The organism is Bacillus sp. FF-1 (assembly GCF_028548245.1).
Taxonomy (GTDB): Bacteria; Bacillota; Bacilli; order Bacillales; family Bacillaceae_G; genus Bacillus_A; species Bacillus_A paranthracis.
This window is the reverse complement of record NZ_JAQQGG010000010.1, coordinates 1-16,147: the sequence shown is the minus strand read 5'-3', so window position 1 is coordinate 16,147 and position 16,147 is coordinate 1. Positions and strand designations below refer to the sequence as shown.

At 35.4% G+C, this 16,147-nt stretch carries 16 protein-coding genes and 1 pseudogene; 5 read left to right on the top strand and 12 right to left on the bottom strand.

Annotation, left to right across the window (positions count from 1 at the left end; translation table 11 throughout):
• Positions 1–228 precede the first annotated feature (228 nt).
• The 6 genes from PQF83_RS24510 to PQF83_RS24485 form a co-directional block, all read right to left on the bottom strand.
• Positions 229–834: an FMN-binding negative transcriptional regulator gene (locus tag PQF83_RS24510; RefSeq protein WP_000275789.1), complete on the bottom strand. Its 606-nt coding sequence runs from the start codon at positions 832–834 to the stop codon at positions 229–231.
• 134 nt (positions 835–968) lie between these two features.
• A complete protein-coding gene (locus tag PQF83_RS24505; protein ID WP_000813606.1) occupies positions 969–1,496 on the bottom strand; it encodes a GrpB family protein in 528 nt (175 codons plus the stop codon).
• Between the two features lie 23 nt (positions 1,497–1,519).
• Positions 1,520–1,867 (bottom strand): DUF4260 domain-containing protein, encoded by a 348-nt coding sequence (locus tag PQF83_RS24500; RefSeq protein WP_001172036.1) that lies wholly within the window; start codon positions 1,865–1,867, stop codon positions 1,520–1,522.
• 12 nt (positions 1,868–1,879) lie between these two features.
• Positions 1,880–2,848 carry a bile acid:sodium symporter family protein gene (locus tag PQF83_RS24495; protein ID WP_000865822.1) on the bottom strand — a complete coding sequence of 323 codons (969 nt, stop codon included), beginning with the start codon at positions 2,846–2,848 and terminating at the stop codon, positions 1,880–1,882.
• 4 nt (positions 2,849–2,852) lie between these two features.
• Complete coding sequence (locus PQF83_RS24490; RefSeq protein WP_000406949.1) at positions 2,853–4,244, bottom strand: FAD-binding oxidoreductase; 1,392 nt, start codon at positions 4,242–4,244, stop codon at positions 2,853–2,855.
• A gap of 169 nt (positions 4,245–4,413) precedes the next feature.
• Positions 4,414–4,812 (bottom strand): DUF2871 family protein, encoded by a 399-nt coding sequence (locus PQF83_RS24485; protein ID WP_000737903.1) that lies wholly within the window; start codon positions 4,810–4,812, stop codon positions 4,414–4,416.
• 257 nt (positions 4,813–5,069) lie between these two features.
• Between PQF83_RS24485 and PQF83_RS24480 the strand changes: the two genes are divergently transcribed.
• Positions 5,070–5,573, top strand: a complete 504-nt coding sequence (locus PQF83_RS24480) for a GNAT family N-acetyltransferase (RefSeq protein WP_000636234.1) — start codon at positions 5,070–5,072, stop codon at positions 5,571–5,573.
• 93 nt (positions 5,574–5,666) lie between these two features.
• Here PQF83_RS24480 and PQF83_RS24475 read toward each other — a convergent pair.
• The 4 genes and pseudogenes from PQF83_RS24475 to PQF83_RS24455 form a co-directional block, all read right to left on the bottom strand.
• A pseudogene (locus PQF83_RS24475) lies at positions 5,667–6,042 on the bottom strand (Tn3 family transposase); the annotation flags it as partial.
• Between the two features lie 44 nt (positions 6,043–6,086).
• On the bottom strand, positions 6,087–6,389 hold the full coding sequence (locus PQF83_RS24470) for a hypothetical protein (protein ID WP_000717602.1): 303 nt from the start codon (positions 6,387–6,389) through the stop codon (positions 6,087–6,089).
• Positions 6,390–6,929: 540 nt separating this feature from the next.
• On the bottom strand, positions 6,930–9,845 hold the full coding sequence (gene colA / locus PQF83_RS24460; protein WP_000679537.1) for a collagenase ColA: 2,916 nt from the start codon (positions 9,843–9,845) through the stop codon (positions 6,930–6,932).
• A gap of 203 nt (positions 9,846–10,048) precedes the next feature.
• Entirely contained in the window at positions 10,049–10,726 is a 678-nt protein-coding gene (locus PQF83_RS24455; protein WP_000115697.1) for an MgtC/SapB family protein, read from the bottom strand.
• Between the two features lie 292 nt (positions 10,727–11,018).
• Between PQF83_RS24455 and PQF83_RS24450 the strand changes: the two genes are divergently transcribed.
• On the top strand, positions 11,019–11,537 hold the full coding sequence (locus tag PQF83_RS24450; protein WP_001103100.1) for a GNAT family N-acetyltransferase: 519 nt from the start codon (positions 11,019–11,021) through the stop codon (positions 11,535–11,537).
• Complete coding sequence (locus PQF83_RS24445; RefSeq protein WP_000749785.1) at positions 11,534–12,451, top strand: hypothetical protein; 918 nt, start codon at positions 11,534–11,536, stop codon at positions 12,449–12,451. Before PQF83_RS24450 ends, PQF83_RS24445 begins: the two co-directional genes overlap by 4 nt.
• Before the next feature lie 21 nt (positions 12,452–12,472).
• On the opposite strand, the gene PQF83_RS24440 is transcribed toward PQF83_RS24445, so the two are convergent.
• A complete protein-coding gene (locus PQF83_RS24440) occupies positions 12,473–13,381 on the bottom strand; it encodes a VOC family protein (RefSeq protein WP_000249869.1) in 909 nt (302 codons plus the stop codon).
• Positions 13,382–13,570: 189 nt separating this feature from the next.
• Positions 13,571–14,482 carry a VanW family protein gene (locus tag PQF83_RS24435; protein WP_000488988.1) on the bottom strand — a complete coding sequence of 304 codons (912 nt, stop codon included), beginning with the start codon at positions 14,480–14,482 and terminating at the stop codon, positions 13,571–13,573.
• A 361-nt stretch (positions 14,483–14,843) separates the two neighbouring features.
• On the opposite strand from PQF83_RS24435, the gene PQF83_RS24430 reads away from it, so the two are divergent.
• Positions 14,844–15,185, top strand: coding sequence for a hypothetical protein (locus tag PQF83_RS24430; protein ID WP_001997954.1), 342 nt, complete (start codon positions 14,844–14,846; stop codon positions 15,183–15,185).
• Positions 15,186–15,302: 117 nt separating this feature from the next.
• The coding region (locus PQF83_RS24425) for a DUF3900 domain-containing protein (protein ID WP_272792348.1) at positions 15,303–16,147 on the top strand (845 nt) is incomplete at its 3' end.

Genomic DNA, 16,147 nt, shown 5'->3' with positions numbered 1-16,147 from the left:
TCCTTTCGTTAGCATAGGCTAAGGGGAACACGCTTCCCTACGGAATTTCACCGACAGGAATTCCACCTGTCTCAGCTTATTTTCTTTTCGGTGCTTCTGAAACCTTCGCCTTGCGACCCGGTGCGACATGTTTTCCGGCGCTCTTCCCTTCTAGAGCTACGGAGGCATTTTTCTTGCAAGTAAAATATATTTCTACAAAATTAGTAAATCACCTTTATTTTACCAAACTCATTTTGTTTCTTTCATCAATTCCGCAATCCCCTTACTCCCCTCACTACCAACTTTCTCAAGTTTCTCCACAACTAATTTTCTTCTTTCCACAGAATGATTTTGACTTAACTTCGCTTTTCCTTCTATTTTATTTATCTTTATTTTGAACCCAACTATTCCCTTCCTCAATCCTCCCATATAATTCGGATCTACATCATTAAGTGAGTAGGTGCTCTCCGGATCTTCATACTTATGTACTAACTCTTGAAGAGAGTCTATTAATTCCTGTTCATCTTCAACAATTTCTAATTCACCATATACATGCACCGCAACGTAATTCCATGTTGGCACCGCATTGTTTGTTTCATACCATGACGGTGAAATGTAACTATGTGGCCCTTGAAATATAGCGAGTACTTGCTGAGTCCCAATATCTTTCCACTGTTCATTCGGACGTGCGAAGTGACCATGTAAAATAAGGGTCTCCCTATTTAATAACAACGGTAAATGCGTCGCATATGGTTCCCCGTTATGTTGGGAAAATAACGTTGCAAAGCTATTTTGTTCCATTATTTCATACTTCATTTCTTCATCTTGTATTGCGAAATATTTTGGTATATACATAAGTTCCCTCTTTTCCGATCTTTTATTTCTCATTATATTTAAGTATCGTAGCATTCAACAGGGCCAGTTTGTATTTGTTTTATAATGGCAGCGTTCTATTTCAAAAGAATAGGCAGCATGTATTCCATGCCGCCTTAGTTTATCTTTTCTAATATATTTGTAATAAATGCCGTCTTACCTTCACTATAACCCGCTCTATTTTTCGATTCTCTTACTAATTCTTTCTTTAAACGTCCATATTCAACAGCAACACCTTCATGTTCACGAAGATAATCCCGAAACGCTATATGTCTCCTTAGCTCTTCACTTTCTTTATCACACACATACAAATGATGTTCCATCCAATCTGTACTTTCTCCGTCCCACGGAACGAAAGCGTCCTTTCTGCCAAACGCCTCTCTCCCTTTGTAGCTCCATTCTGCCTGATGATAGTATCCTATCGCTTCAAGCTTTGTTACTACTTTAGGAAAAAACCCATAATCTTCTATTATGATATCAATATCTAATATTGGTTTTGCTGCAAGTCCTTTAATAGATGTACTCCCAACATGTTCAATGGATAAAATACTGTCTTCCATTACATCGTTAATGAGAGTTTGTAACTTATTAAATTCACTTTCCCATTTGATGTTATACTCTTCGATAGTAATTCTCTGTTTCAAAGTATCCCTCTCCTCAAAAGCAACTATAACCTCTGAATATGAGTATCCTTAAAATCCGTCTCATATTTCAATCCATATCCAAACATTCGATCCATTCCAATATGTGCTGTCCATATTAGGCCTATCATAATAACTATATCTATCTTAAAATAAGCACCTATGATAACAATTAATATCGATATGATATATGTGTGAAATAAATTATAAATGTTAGCCCCAACATGATTATTTATACCATACGCTAACATTGATAAATCCGGAGCTAAAAGGAACAGAAAAAATATTATCCAACTAAATTCATATAATGAATACGCATAAATCGCAGCTATGAAAACAACTAGCCCTTCAAAATGTACAATACGTTTTTGCATTCTTTATCATTCCTATTTTTCTATATTTACCGATAAAGTTTCATCACTGAAAGTATCCTTTGCATTTTTTGACCAGATGGTTGCTAAAATCGGTCCTGCAATGTTATGCCATACTGCTGCTAACACACTTGGGAGGGCGGCAGCTGGTCCAAAATGTGCTGTTGCTAGCGCAACACCTAAACCTGAATTTTGCATTCCTACTTCTATTGAAATAGCTCTTCTTGTCCCTTCGTCTAGTCTAAGTATGAATGCTGTTATATATCCGAGTAAAAAACCGAAAGCATTATGGAGCATAACGGCAATAAAGATAAGAAGGCCTGAAGAAGTAATACTACTTACATTTGCTGAAACTACCGCTGAAACAATAATGATAATTGCTAAAACTGATATGAAAGGAATAACAGTCATTCCTTTCGTAACAGTTTTCGGGAAAAACTTCTTCACTACTAATCCTAAAATAATAGGTATGATAATAACTTGTACGATAGAAAGAAACATAGACATAGGATTAACCGGCATCCATTGCCCTGCAAGTAATAATAAAATAAGAGGTGTAGCAATTGGTGCTAGTAACGTTGATAATGACGTCATTGCAATAGACAACGCTAAGTTCCCTTTTGCTAAATAAACCATAACATTTGATGCGGTGCCACCCGGTACTGAACCGAGCAACACTAATCCAGCTGCTAATTCGGCTGGCAGATTCATAACGTAGGCTAGTACGTATGCGACAAGTGGCATAATAATAAACTGAGCACATACACCGATAATAACTGGCAATGGTTTTGTAGCAATAATTTTAAAATCAACAGCCTTCAATGTTAATCCCATCCCAAACATAACAACCCCGAGTAAAATCGTTATGTAACTAGTTAACCCGAGAAATGGAGCAGGAATAAAATATGCAATAGCTGCAATACAAATAACCCAAAATGCAAAATACTTTCCAGCTATATTACTTATCGCTTCTAGTACTTTCACCCCATCATCCCCTATCCTTTAACTGAAAAACTTTATTCGGATTCAAAATATTTTGCGGATCAAGAGCTTTCTTTATTTTTTCCATTACGAGTAATGCCGCCCCATGTTCTTCTTCCTGATACTTCCGTTTTCCAATACCAACGCCATGTTCCCCTGTACATGTTCCTCCTCGTTTAAGAGCATATAGAACGATACTTTCATTTATTTCATCTGCTTTTTCCACTTCTTCTTTATCGTTTGGATCGACCATTAAGAGCACGTGGAAATTCCCGTCTCCTACATGACCAAGAATACCACCAACAAGCCCAACCTTATCTAATGTATCTTTCGCATGTTGAATTGCCCCAGCCAATTCTGAAATTGGTACACATACGTCTGTACTCATAAGCTTTTTACCAGGATAGCTATGAACGTAAGCGTATGCTAGGTTATGCCGTGCATCCCATAATTTATTTCTCGCTGCAGTTTCCGTTTCAAAAACAACTTCTTTACATTTATGATCAAAAACAATTTCTTTCGTAAACTCAACATCTTGCTTTAACCCTGCTTCATTACCGTGAAACTCTAAAAACAATGTAGGTTCTTCTCTGTAACTTGTTTCACTATAATGATTGACTTGTTTCATAGATAGTTCATCAACGAGTTCAATTCTCGCAATCGGAATACCCGCTTGCAATATGTTAATAACAGCTTCTACTGCATCATTTATAGTTGGAAACGATGCTCTTGCAGCCATAACATGCTCTGGTATGCCGTATACTTTTAATGTTAACTCTGTAAAGCATCCAAGCGTACCTTCTGATCCTACGAAAACACCATTTAAATGGTAACCTGATGACGACTTCGCAGCTAAATTCCCAGTATGTATTACTTCTCCATCTGCAAGAACGACTTCTAAATCACGAACTTGATCACGCATTACTCCATACTTAACCGCTGTCGTTCCGCTTGCATTTGTAGCAGCCATTCCCCCTAACGTTGCATCTGCTCCTGGATCCACACTAAAAAACAATCCGTATTTCTTCAATTCTTTATTGAGCTGAGAACGAGTCACTCCTGGCTGTACTTTCACCAGAAAATCTTTCTCTCTTATTTCAAGAATTTTGTTCATTAATGAAAAATCAACCGTAATTCCTTTTTCATAAGGAATTACATGTCCTTCTAAACTAGAACCTACCCCAAACGGAACGACGGGTGTCCCGTGCTCACTCGCTATTTTCATTATCGTGCTAACCTCTTCGGTCGTTTTCGGAAAAACTACTACATCAGGTAAACTACTAGCATGATAAGATTCATCTTTACTATGTAACTCTCTTACTGTTGTATTGATTACTACTCGATCTTCGGGAAGTACACCCTTTAATTCATTTACTAAACGCTCTACCGTTATTTCCATCTTACACTCTCCTACTTTCTATAAATTTGAATTACAAAATATGTTAACTATTTTATACATAATAATCCGAAAAATTAAATAATTCAAGTTTTACATATACGAAATTCATTTCTTACTTTCGAATAAAAAAAGAACTTGCAACAATTACTGCAAGTTCTTTTCTATAAAACTATATTTTAAATGACTTCTTTATTAACAACATAAACCAAATTAAAGTAAATGCCATCAGCGAATGAGAAAACCCAACAATATAAGTTAACCCTTTAAAGTCCGCTCCATTTAACTGAAGAAGCCCTCTTGCTGCCAATGAACCTAACATTAATATTAATGCGATATTATGTACAACAAACCACTTATTAAAACTTTTCGCTTCATGAAACGCGAATACTTTTGCTAATCCTAAAGCAATTAAAAAGAAGAAAAAGCCGAGTACAAGTGTATGTGTATGTAAAAGATTTAACAAAGTAGATCCTACAATCCCTTTATACTTTCCATACTCCCTAGCGAAAATCCCTGATAATAAACCGATAATCAAATACGTAAACGATGCATTATATAATTTCTTCATTATGTACCTCCTTGAGTAGAATGTGTAGTGTGTCATATTTAGTAATAATGATAGTTATATAGTAAAAACTCCTAGTCACCTAGGAGTCATTGTATAAGCATCTCACTCTTTACAATCAATTCTAATTATAAAATATCCCTTTATGCAAAACAAACGAACTTTATGTGAACAATCCGGACTCTTGTAAAATATGTTGCGATTTTGTATTACACAATCCATACTAATGATTATAAATGTTAAAGGTGGTGCAGTAGATTGTGATAGTTCTTGAAACGGAACGACTCGTTCTTCGCTGGTTTCATCTAAAAGATGCTCCATTTATTCTCGAGTTAGTAAACGATCCTGCATGGATTCAGTATATCGGTGATAAAAGGATTAAAAACTTAGAAGATGCAAAAAAATACATCTTAAACGGACCCGTTGATATGTATAATAAAATGGGCTTCGGCCTTTACTTAGTAGAACGAAAAGAAGATCTCACTCCGCTCGGTATGTGTGGCCTTATTAAAAGAGATTCATTAGAAGATGTTGATATCGGCTTTGCCTTTTTAGAGAAATTCCGTTCGAAAGGATATGGCTACGAGTCAGCTTCTGCTGTAATCGAATACGGAGTACAAAAACTAGGTCTGAAACGAATTGTAGCCATTACTACTACTGATAACATCCAGTCAGGAAAGCTTTTAGAAAAAGTAGGATTGAAGTTCGAAGAGATCATTTCGAACTCAGGGGAAGATTTAAAATTATTCGGCTATAACGCGTAAAAAGATTTTGAAAGAAAAACCCTTGATCTATCTACGCTAAGCAGAAAATCAAGGGTTTTATTTATGTTCTAAGAGGCGTAATGATCCAATAGAATGCTCTTCAATATGTAAATCTGTTTCGTGATGTAGTAAACCATCAATGACATGAACGGCATCCCTAGCATTCGGATTAATCACTTTTGTATGAAAGCTAGAGAATTGATCACTCATAAAGCGATAAAGTGAAACTTTAATTAGTGGGGGTTTTCTTCATCTCCCACTGATTATTAGCCTTCACTAATCGGACTTTAATGGTAGCACCTTTACCTGTTCCGTACTGTGGATTTGCGTCTGCATGTAAAGATGAAACCTCCATTTGCATGCCCATCCCATCTGAAGACGAAGTGGTACCATCTCCCCAATAAGAAGCTAAATCTAGTTGGTGCTGGTAATTTACTAATGTTGCTTGTGCCTTATTCATTGAATCTTCACCACTCGTTTTTTATCGGACTTCTTTTTATACTTTTATTTTCTTTATGAGTTATTAGAAAAATAATTGTCTATATAAGTCTTTATTTTTTCAAAATCCTTTTCCATAAATAAGTTTGCTGGTACTTCAATTATTGGAAGATTATTTTCATTATCAAAAGGTGGACACGGTTTGGGAACTACCAAATAGTCAACTGAGTTTTTATCCCTAATATAATTAATCGAAACATCATAATACTCAGAAAAATATTCCTTCAAATCATCGTGATTCCTTAAAAATGGTAGAGAAAATATTGAACCATAATTTATACCAGCGTCGACAATTAATACAAAGCATATTTTTTTCATGATACACCCTCCTAGTATAATAAGTTTTAAGTTAATAACTGTTCCTTGAAAATTAAATAGTTTTTATCTTCAAGAGCTACATCAAAAAATGATGTATGGGTAAAATTTAGTCTTGGATACCAGGGGTTTCCCTAAATAATGGAAGTGCAGAAATGGATCCATCGGGAATATGCTTACTCCTCCTGTAGTTCGAGCACATTAAAAGACTGCGACCTAGACCAAAATGCACTGCATACGCACAAGCTGTATCGGTTTCCTTTTTCTTTATATTCAATTAAATCATATCATTATTTTACATAATTTTACAGACTTTGTTTTTTATTTTATTGGTAAACTTATGCTTAGCGTATAATTTCCGCGTTTCGTCGGCAGAACCCCTTATATGGAATCTTGTACAATACCGTATTGAAATTAAATATGCCTAAATGGACTGCACATATGGTAGCTACGTTATTTTCTCTTGGTAGTGCCTATCAAGCTTTTGTAAATTTTTTTGTATAACACGCAACAAAAAGGTCGCCACTTACGGCGACCTTTTTACTATTTCACTTCTACCGTATAATTCCCTGTTCCCCCGCCATACTGATACACATGTAAATAATATTTCCCTGGATACGTGTAGTAACTTCCTACTAACTTATTTCCTTCTTGCTGGGCATACGTAACGTAATTATTTAAATCTGCTTCCGAATAAAGAACCCAGTTTACTCCAATATTATTTTCCTTCGTTACATTAATTTGCAGGTTTTTCGCCGTTTCCACATTTATTTCAAAGTAATCACTCGTATCACCGTTTCCTAAACTAGCACGTAAAACTTGATTGAATTGCAGTTTATTTGCTGTCTGGAATGAGTTATTCGGCTCTTTTTCTACACTATTATCTTCTTTCTTTTGAACCGTTACATTCGTTGTAGCAGTATTCTTTAATCCTTTGTCATCTGTTACTGTTAATTTTGCCGTATATGTTCCTTCTTTTGTGTATACATGAGTCGGATTTTGTTCATTACTTACAGTACCATCACCAAACTCCCATTTATAAGCAACAATTTTTCCATCTTCATCTTTCGATCCATCGCTTTTAAACGAAATTGCTGCATTTACATTTCCGCTATATGGGCCGTTTATAACCGCAACTGGCGCTTTATTCACAGCACCTTCTTCTGTATTAATCCCATGGAATACAACATCATACTCAAATTGTCCTGCTGCATTCACACGGTAATTTACGAAATAAGCTGTTACTGTTTTATAGCCTGTCCATTCTTTCGCACTTAAACGTTTTAACGTATCATTTACGTTTTGTGTAATTGTCTTCCAGTCTTCATATTCTCCTTTTGCAGTCGTACCTGTATATGTTCCTTGTAGTGTAAATGTATGAAAGAACTGTGATTTGTTTTTCTTAACTGATACATTACTTAATTTTGCTTCTGCTGTAATTTCTGCTGCAATATCTGAAACTGGTTTCGGTGCGTGCGTCGCTAAATAATCATCTGATACTAATGGAACATTATATTTCTCACGGTTATCTACTAACATTTGCATATAGTCTTGATACTCTTTATTTAAATTCGCATCTTTACTTAAAGCAGAGCGGTATGCATCATATGCTGTTACATCATTTTTCCTAATAAGATCATGAATTTTGTCAAACATATCATATCTCTTATTGTACATGTACGATTGTAAAGCGAAGGAATAATTATAGAAATCCCACGTTCCATATTTTGCGTTTAACGTTCTCTCTGCTGTATAACGTTCTGCTGGATTTGAAGATATGCCTCCTATAATACTCTTTCTCGGTACAACATTATCTGTTCTCGTTGCACCTGCAAAAAACTCCGCATTCCCTTCTTCAAACCAAGATAATCTCTCATTCTCATACATCTTCCCTTGTCCCCAAAGTCCTGGCACTTCATATCTACCTTGTAAATAATGCGTGAACTCATGTCGGAACAATTCTTCCAAACTATAAATGCTTTCTTCTGGCGTACGTTCATAAGTAAAGAACGTACCTGTTCCTTCTATATAAAGACCGCCGTTATTCGTTTCATACCCGTATAATTGACGGTTAAATTGATATTCAGCTGGGCTATTATAAATAACCATCGTTAATACATCATCAGGATTGCCTTTTTCTAACGGCTGGTCACTTTCAACCGTACGATGGAATTGTGCCTTCACTTCTTTTGCCGCCCAATATAGACGTTTTACTTTTTCCTCAGTCACCTTATCTCCAGCTTTTAACACAATTGCTCCATCATCGAACGTATACGTTTTCGGTAAATATTTTTTCTTACCATCTTCTCTTATTTGATCTAGATCAACCACTTTACCATTCGCATCTTTCCCGCCATAATTCGTCGCAATTTGCTCAGCAGCTACGAAATATTGCTCACCTAAATACGGATAGATTTTCATGGCATCTGTTACAACTTGTAATCCTTTCGTTTCTGTACTATGGAACGTACCAAGTCTACCTGTATAATAAATACCATTATTAATTAACCAACCATTTTTCGCTGTCACCGTTCCAATTAAGGCAAAACGACTTAATTCATTAATATAGCTATCAATTTTTTGATACCATATTGTATCTTTCGGTGCTTTTCTCGTATCGTACAAATACGATTGAATATCGTAATCAACACCTTGCATAATATCGTAAATCGCATTTCCAGCTGAAAGATTATCTACCAATGTAGAAAAATTATCATTATATTGTTTAAAAATCTTTGCAGCTGATGTGATCGTTTCCACATCACTTGAAGCATTTCCAATTAATTTTCCATATGATGAGACAACTCTATTTTGTTCTAACGTACCGAGTTTAAAATTCGGGTTATTCGCAATCGTTTTTAGTGCAGGTAAGCATTTATCATGATAGCTTCGCTCATTTAGTTTACTTAATTCTGTATGATAAAATCCTAAATAAAAACCAGATCGTAACACCTCTACTAAAGTCTCAATCCCTTTTGAATCATCTTTCGTATAAGCTTGTCCTTGCTGGTTCAATTTATCAATAATTACCTGCATTCTACTATCATTTTGATAGAATGCAAGACTATCCTTATTAAACTGAAATAGCCCAGTAATTTGCTCCCAATCAATTGTTACAAGTAAGTCCACTAACTGCTGATTGCTCAATTGATTTAATTCAGCAATTGTATACGTTTTCGCTACAGCTAATTGCTTACTTTCCTTTTTCACTTCAGGCGGTCTTTGTGACAAATCAGCAAATTGTAGCCTTTTCTCAAAAGACTTATTTTCCAGCACTTTTGATGAATGAGCTAATTCTTGCACTGGTAATTGTAAACCAATCGGCTCCATTTTGAGCACATTCCGATATGAAACTTGCTCTCCCTTTGTACCTTCTGCCAATGCGTCCCCTTGAAAACTCCCTAACATGAAACTAGCAAAACTTACCCCTACTAACACTTTTTTTGAATAGCCTTTCATGCTCTCCCCTACCTTACATTTTTTAGTGTACAGCACCATTATTTTACTATTTTTACTTTTTATACTGTATTGAGAAAAAATAAGGTAACGTTCACACATGTATCCATACCATGCAAAATTAACACTTGACTTTATGTGCGTTTTATATCAAAAAAAGATAGATAATAGCGAAATTCCCGCTACATCTATCCTCGTTTTCAAAACTATGATTTTAACTTTATGAATGTAACTTCTGGTAATGTTTGCATATGCTGAATAAACTCATTCTTTTCTTCTGACGATATGTTTTTCAGTTGCATCCCTACCTTATAAACAATTTCTATCCCTTGCTGTGAAGCTTCCACTTCATATGAAAGTATTGGAATGCCTTTCATATGAAGTGTTTCTAATATTTGTTGTACTGCTTCACGTTTATTTATACACATTTGCACCATTATATTTTGCGGAAATAAAAATTGCACCTTAAAAATACGACTTACAATCTCTAAACCAATTAAAACAAGAATCGTCGCTCCAATTCCTACTACATACATACCAGCACCAATTGCTAATCCAATTCCTGCTGTAGCCCATAAACCAGCTGCTGTCGTTAATCCTTTCACCGCCTGCTTTTGAATAATAATTGTACCTGCACCTAAAAAACCTACTCCACTAACAACTTGCGCTGCAATACGACTCGGATCTAGTGCCATATGATCTTCATTCATAATATCTGAAAAAGCATATTTCGAAACGACCATTATTAAAGCACTTCCTACCGCTACTAGGAAATGTGTTTTTAAGCCCGCTTCTTTTGATCGAATTTCCCTTTCAATACCGATTATTGCTCCTAACAAACCAGCAACACCGATTCGTATAATGAAATCAATATTTACACTCACGAGCTCTTCCCCCTTTCATTCATTATAGATAGATAAAATAAAAATTATCACACACATCCATTTATCGATATGAAGGAATTTTACTAAAATACACTTAATACCTAGGCCGTTTTATGTTAATATTTTAAATATTAACATAAAATAAATAACTTCTAATTTTAAACATCCAATCATTTTCTTGAAAAAACAAAGGTGGATAACATGAAATGAGGTTGAGAAAATTAAGAAAACGCTTTCATTTTGTGTCGTAATTTTTTTATACATACTACATAAATAAAGGAGCTTATTAACAATGAACGTCTCTTTACTTACACCTACTATCGATTTACAAGAAGAATACTTAGATTTTTATAACGAATGGAAAGATAGCGGTGAAACGATGATTCCGTGGGTTATTACAAAGGACCCTTCTAACTTCCCAGCTATGGTGCAAGAACTACACGATGCGCATAACGGAATAAACATTCCCCAATCTTGGGTACCAGACTCTACGTATTGGCTCGTTACAGATAATAATAGAATTGTAGGAGCTGTTAATATACGTCATAGTTTAACCGAACATTTATTTAACGCTGGCGGTCATATCGGTTATGGTATTCGCCCTTCTGAAAGAAGAAAAGGTTATGCTACGAAGTTATTAGAATTATCCCTAGAAAAAACTAAGAAATTAAACATCACGAGAGCACTTGTCGTTTGCGATGCAGTAAATACTGCTTCAGAAAAAACAATTTTACATAACGGCGGGGTTCGTGATGATGATTTCATTGAGGAAGATGGGAATGTAGTAAGAAGATTTTGGATTGAGCTATGAAGAAGTCCTCCAATGAAAATAACCTTGTTATAGAGAAGTATAGTAGAAGTAATGAGCTACAAGTAAAACAACTTATTGATTTATACAATGAAGAATCGTACGTATTTCACTTATTACGAGATAATAAAACAAAATGTGCGTATGTTGCCTACTATAAAAAAGATGTAGTAGGCATCTTTTTCACCTGGGGCAGTAACTTCCATCCATACTGCACATACTTTCGAATATATACGAATCCTTTCTATGCAGAGCTACACATTGAAGAATTTTTATTAAACGAGATTCAAAAGCGAGAAAACTTTAAACTCCCATTACAAACCTCTATATGGGAAACATCAGCTCATTTAAAAGCATTTTTTGAAGAACATAATTTTACGGAAATCCGAAGAACATATATGCCGATATTAGACTTACAAAAAATAGTTTCTATCGAGATAGTCCCTAATTCAAATTATCATATACAAACTTTATCGAACATCGTATCAAATAATAATTTATTAGAAAAACTAGCCTACTTAGTAAAAGAAAATTATGAGCAAACCCACCTAGCAAATCCCGTTACCTCATTCCCACTACAAACTTGGCAAGAGATGATTTTAGCTGATGACGTACTACTAAATGGGAGCTTTCTCATTATAGATGAAGAGCATCAAATTATGGCATACTCTTTCCTCCATACATCAGAAAAGGATAATACAGTAGAACTAGGATGGTGCGGGACTCACAATACAGAAAATGTATCCTTACTGAAACTTCTCATTTTCAAACAAGCTATGTATGCAAATACACACGGTTATTCTTTCTTTCAAGGTGAATTCGATTCAACAAGTATATATGCAATGGAGATATTAAAATCTTTCCCTTTCAATCCTTGTGCTACCTGGATTACGTATCAAAAAGAAATCGGAAGGTAATTATACACCTTCCGACTTCTTTTATGCTGTTTCTATTTCAAACTGTACTGTAATACCACTCGGGTCTACTACAGTAAATCCATTTAAAATCTCATTTATTCTATGTTGTTTTTCTATTAATCTTTCTTTCACTTCATCTAACGCTTCTTTATGCGGCAGTACTATCGTATACACTTTTAATCCAGTTGCATATGCCGGTGGGTGCGGATTATTTACTCCGTTCCACGTATTTGCACCGATATGGTGATGATATCCTCCTGCAGAAATGAATAAGCAGTCATCTTCGCGTTGTTGCACTTCAAACCCTACTGTCTCTACATAAAACTCGTGTGACTTCTCTACATCAGCTATTCGTAAATGTACGTGCCCCACAACAGTATTAGCAGGTAATCCATCAAATTCATAATCAACAAGTGTTGCTAGTTCTTTTAAATCTAGCGGCGTACTTCCTCCTGGCCCTTCTCCCCACTGATCGCGCGGACGATCCGCATATATTTCAATACCATTTCCCTCTAAGTCTTGTAAATAAAACGCTTCGCTATACGTATGATCGCTTGCGCTATTAAACCTTGAAATTGGTAAAATTTCATTTGAATATGTATAACGTCCCTCTTGCTCAGCCGGACTATCAATTACATTCTTATTACGAATCACACCAAATAATGCCGACGCAAAAGCCTCACGAGTCGGAACCAAAAAGGCTACATGATATATACCAGTCGTACGCGGCTCTTGCAGTACCCCGTCCTCTAACTTTTCAAGAACAAGTAATGTATTCTTTCCACCTTTTCCAGATAAATATGCTTTATTCCCCTCTTGCTTAATTACTTCTAAGCCTACAACATTCTCATAAAAGGAAATTTGACGTTCTAAATCTATCACCTTAAATTCAACATGACCAATACGTGTTTTCGGATGAATCTGTACCATAAATAACTCCATCTCCTTATCCCAATATTCTTCCATTACATATAACCGTTACTATGAAGGATACAACTAAAATCATCCTATGTAAATAAGAAAAGTCAGAATTTACACTTATTTTTATGTTCATAATAAAAAGTCACCTCTTCTAACTTTCAGAAAAGGTGACTTTACAAAAATAGTCTGTTCTAATTCTTATCGCATTTTATGTACTTCAGCAACTAACTTTCCGCCCTGAATGCCCATATAAAGCTTCACAGGTGCATCATTCGTATTTTCAAACACTAAGTCTAAGTATGGATATGCAATTGTAGCATCTCTTCCTTGTGGAACGTAACCTACCGTTTTAGAATGTGTTGTTCTCTCTACCATTTTCAAACCAGCTTGATCTGCCGCATTGTATAATGTTGATGATGTTTGACAAACACCACCGCCATATCCATCTACTAATTTACCATCTACAATTTCTTTTCCTAATTGATATCCTTTATCTGGCGTTGTATCACCAATTAATGCATTGAAAGAGAAACGGTCTCCTTTTGCTAATACAACTCCATTTATGCTCGCTGCTGACAAACGAATATTTTCAATACGGCCACCTGTTGAGCCACCTAAATTCGTTTCATATCTACCAATTACCGTACCACTTCCTTGCGCATCACTTAATGTTGCAGTAGGCTTCTTCTCAACAATAGGTAATTGATAGGAAGAATCCCACATACCTACGTTTAATAATTTATCTACTAATTCTTTTTCCATTAATTCATAAGAAGGTTTCCCTTCTTGCCAACTTCCATCAGATCCTAGACGTGAAGGGACCATCTTTTTGTCAACATTTTTCCCAACTTCCCTAGCAACCTTCTCAACTGATTTTTTAAATTTCGCTTCATCTTCAAAATAACCTAGACTCGACAAATCTAACTTTTTTACTTCCGTACCTGTACGCCCATCTACTAAACTAATAGAATCCTGTACTTCTGCTTTAGCCTCTACCGTGTGGCCACCAATATCACTTACTAATGCAACATCACTTACTTTTGTACCACAGCCACTCACTACAGCTACACATAAAACCCCAACTAATATACCCTTTACTTTACGGAACAATATACTCTCCCCTTTTCCCCAATACTACTTTTATGTATTATTTCATTTTTATGTATGTTTTGTTACAATCATTTTACAATATATTTATAAATTGTTACAAGTTATTTTTTACTCTATATAAATTACTCTTTTCTTTTCCAAATGTCTATATATATTTACATAAAAGTTTGAGTTTGATAGAATTGTAACCTTTACGTAACCTCTCCCTATTATCCAGTATATACCATAAAACGAACGAAATACAAATGTAAAACTCCATATTCGTATTTATAAAAAACATCCTGTGAACATAAATAGGTATTTGCCGTGCCACACTCCGCTTTTACACATACATTATGGTGAATTAACCTATTTTAAAGAAATGGAGGATGTTTTTATGTACCCCTACAATCCATACGATCCATATAACCAAACTGGTTATCAACCTCAATATGATTTACAAGCACAATACCAACAATATATAGATCCAGTAGAACAAGTTAATCCATATGATCAAACTCGACAATTCCAACTTCCAATCTCTTTTCCTGGTGCTGGAAACCGTCAATTAGAAAGACGAGTAAATGAGCTTGAACAAAGAGTACGTCAATTAGAAAACACGGTTGAACGTCATACACGTAGATTAAACCGCTTAAACCAACGTTTACGTACAGTAGAAAACAGACTGAACATTCCATTTTCAGCATTAGAAGACGGATTTTAATTTCAGAAATAAAAAATATATGAAGGAAGGGGGCTTCCCCTTCCTTATATAAATTGACGAAAGTTTTTTCCATCTCTATACTGATAAGAGTTAATGAAATGAAACAAGGTGATAAATATGGATTTTGAAATAAATTATCTTTCCTTTTATGTTGTACAAGTAGAAGGAAAAGGTGAAGCTGTTGATAAACGCTACAAACATTTTCAAACATTAGACGCTGAAGAGTATGAAGATAGCTCCTTAAAAGAATTTTTGAATGGAGAATTATTAAAAATTTCAAAGAGAAAAGTAGAACGTCATGCGAAAACAGAGCAAGCTCCGACAAAGATCGGTCGCTTTATTGTAGAAGAAGGGCACGAACTTGATTCAAATCCTCATTACAACTTATTTAATCGCATCCGCTTTGCAGAAACGAAGGAAAACTTCAAAGATATGAGCGAACCTCTCGTTTATACATATCTTGACACAAGTGCTGTACGCGGTGGTGTATTTTTAATTGCGCAAGCTAAACTACGCAAATACTTTGATGATCCATTCGTTTTCGTTATGAAATGTGACTTCGAGCCGAAAGTCGCTTCCATTTCCGATGAATCCACACTAATTCGTAACGTTGAAATGGCCATCACAACAAAAAATATGAAATCTATCCAATATCCGTACATGCCCGAAGAAGGTATGGTCGAAGTGGGCGAGCTAAAGATTCACCAAGCATCACACGCCCGTTACTTTGAAGACTTCTTAAAATTCGTCGAATACGAACGCTCTATGCCTGAAATTATGAAAACACAAGTAATGGACATGGTATATGACCAAATTGAAGATGTATTTGAAGAAGGTACGGAAGAACGCGAACAATTCGACCAAGCAATGGAAGTATGGGCTGCCAGTCCGAAACGCGAAATTATGGAACAATTTTCAACCGAAGAAGTAATGGAAGCTACCGCTCAAATCGTCGAGCATGC

Excerpts from the sequence above, each read along its gene's own strand:
- PQF83_RS24510 (WP_000275789.1), bottom strand. The coding sequence starts at position 834 with ATGTATATACCAAAATATTTCGCAATACAAGATGAAGAAATGAAGTAT.
- PQF83_RS24500 (WP_001172036.1), bottom strand. The coding sequence starts at position 1,867 with ATGCAAAAACGTATTGTACATTTTGAAGGGCTAGTTGTTTTCATAGCT.
- PQF83_RS24490 (WP_000406949.1), bottom strand. The coding sequence starts at position 4,244 with ATGGAAATAACGGTAGAGCGTTTAGTAAATGAATTAAAGGGTGTACTT.
- PQF83_RS24485 (WP_000737903.1), bottom strand. The coding sequence starts at position 4,812 with ATGAAGAAATTATATAATGCATCGTTTACGTATTTGATTATCGGTTTA.
- PQF83_RS24470 (WP_000717602.1), bottom strand. The coding sequence starts at position 6,389 with ATGAAAAAAATATGCTTTGTATTAATTGTCGACGCTGGTATAAATTAT.
- colA (WP_000679537.1), bottom strand. The coding sequence starts at position 9,845 with ATGAAAGGCTATTCAAAAAAAGTGTTAGTAGGGGTAAGTTTTGCTAGT.
- PQF83_RS24450 (WP_001103100.1), top strand. The coding sequence starts at position 11,019 with ATGAACGTCTCTTTACTTACACCTACTATCGATTTACAAGAAGAATAC.
- PQF83_RS24445 (WP_000749785.1), top strand. The coding sequence starts at position 11,534 with ATGAAGAAGTCCTCCAATGAAAATAACCTTGTTATAGAGAAGTATAGT.
- PQF83_RS24440 (WP_000249869.1), bottom strand. The coding sequence starts at position 13,381 with ATGGTACAGATTCATCCGAAAACACGTATTGGTCATGTTGAATTTAAG.
- PQF83_RS24430 (WP_001997954.1), top strand. The coding sequence starts at position 14,844 with ATGGAGGATGTTTTTATGTACCCCTACAATCCATACGATCCATATAAC.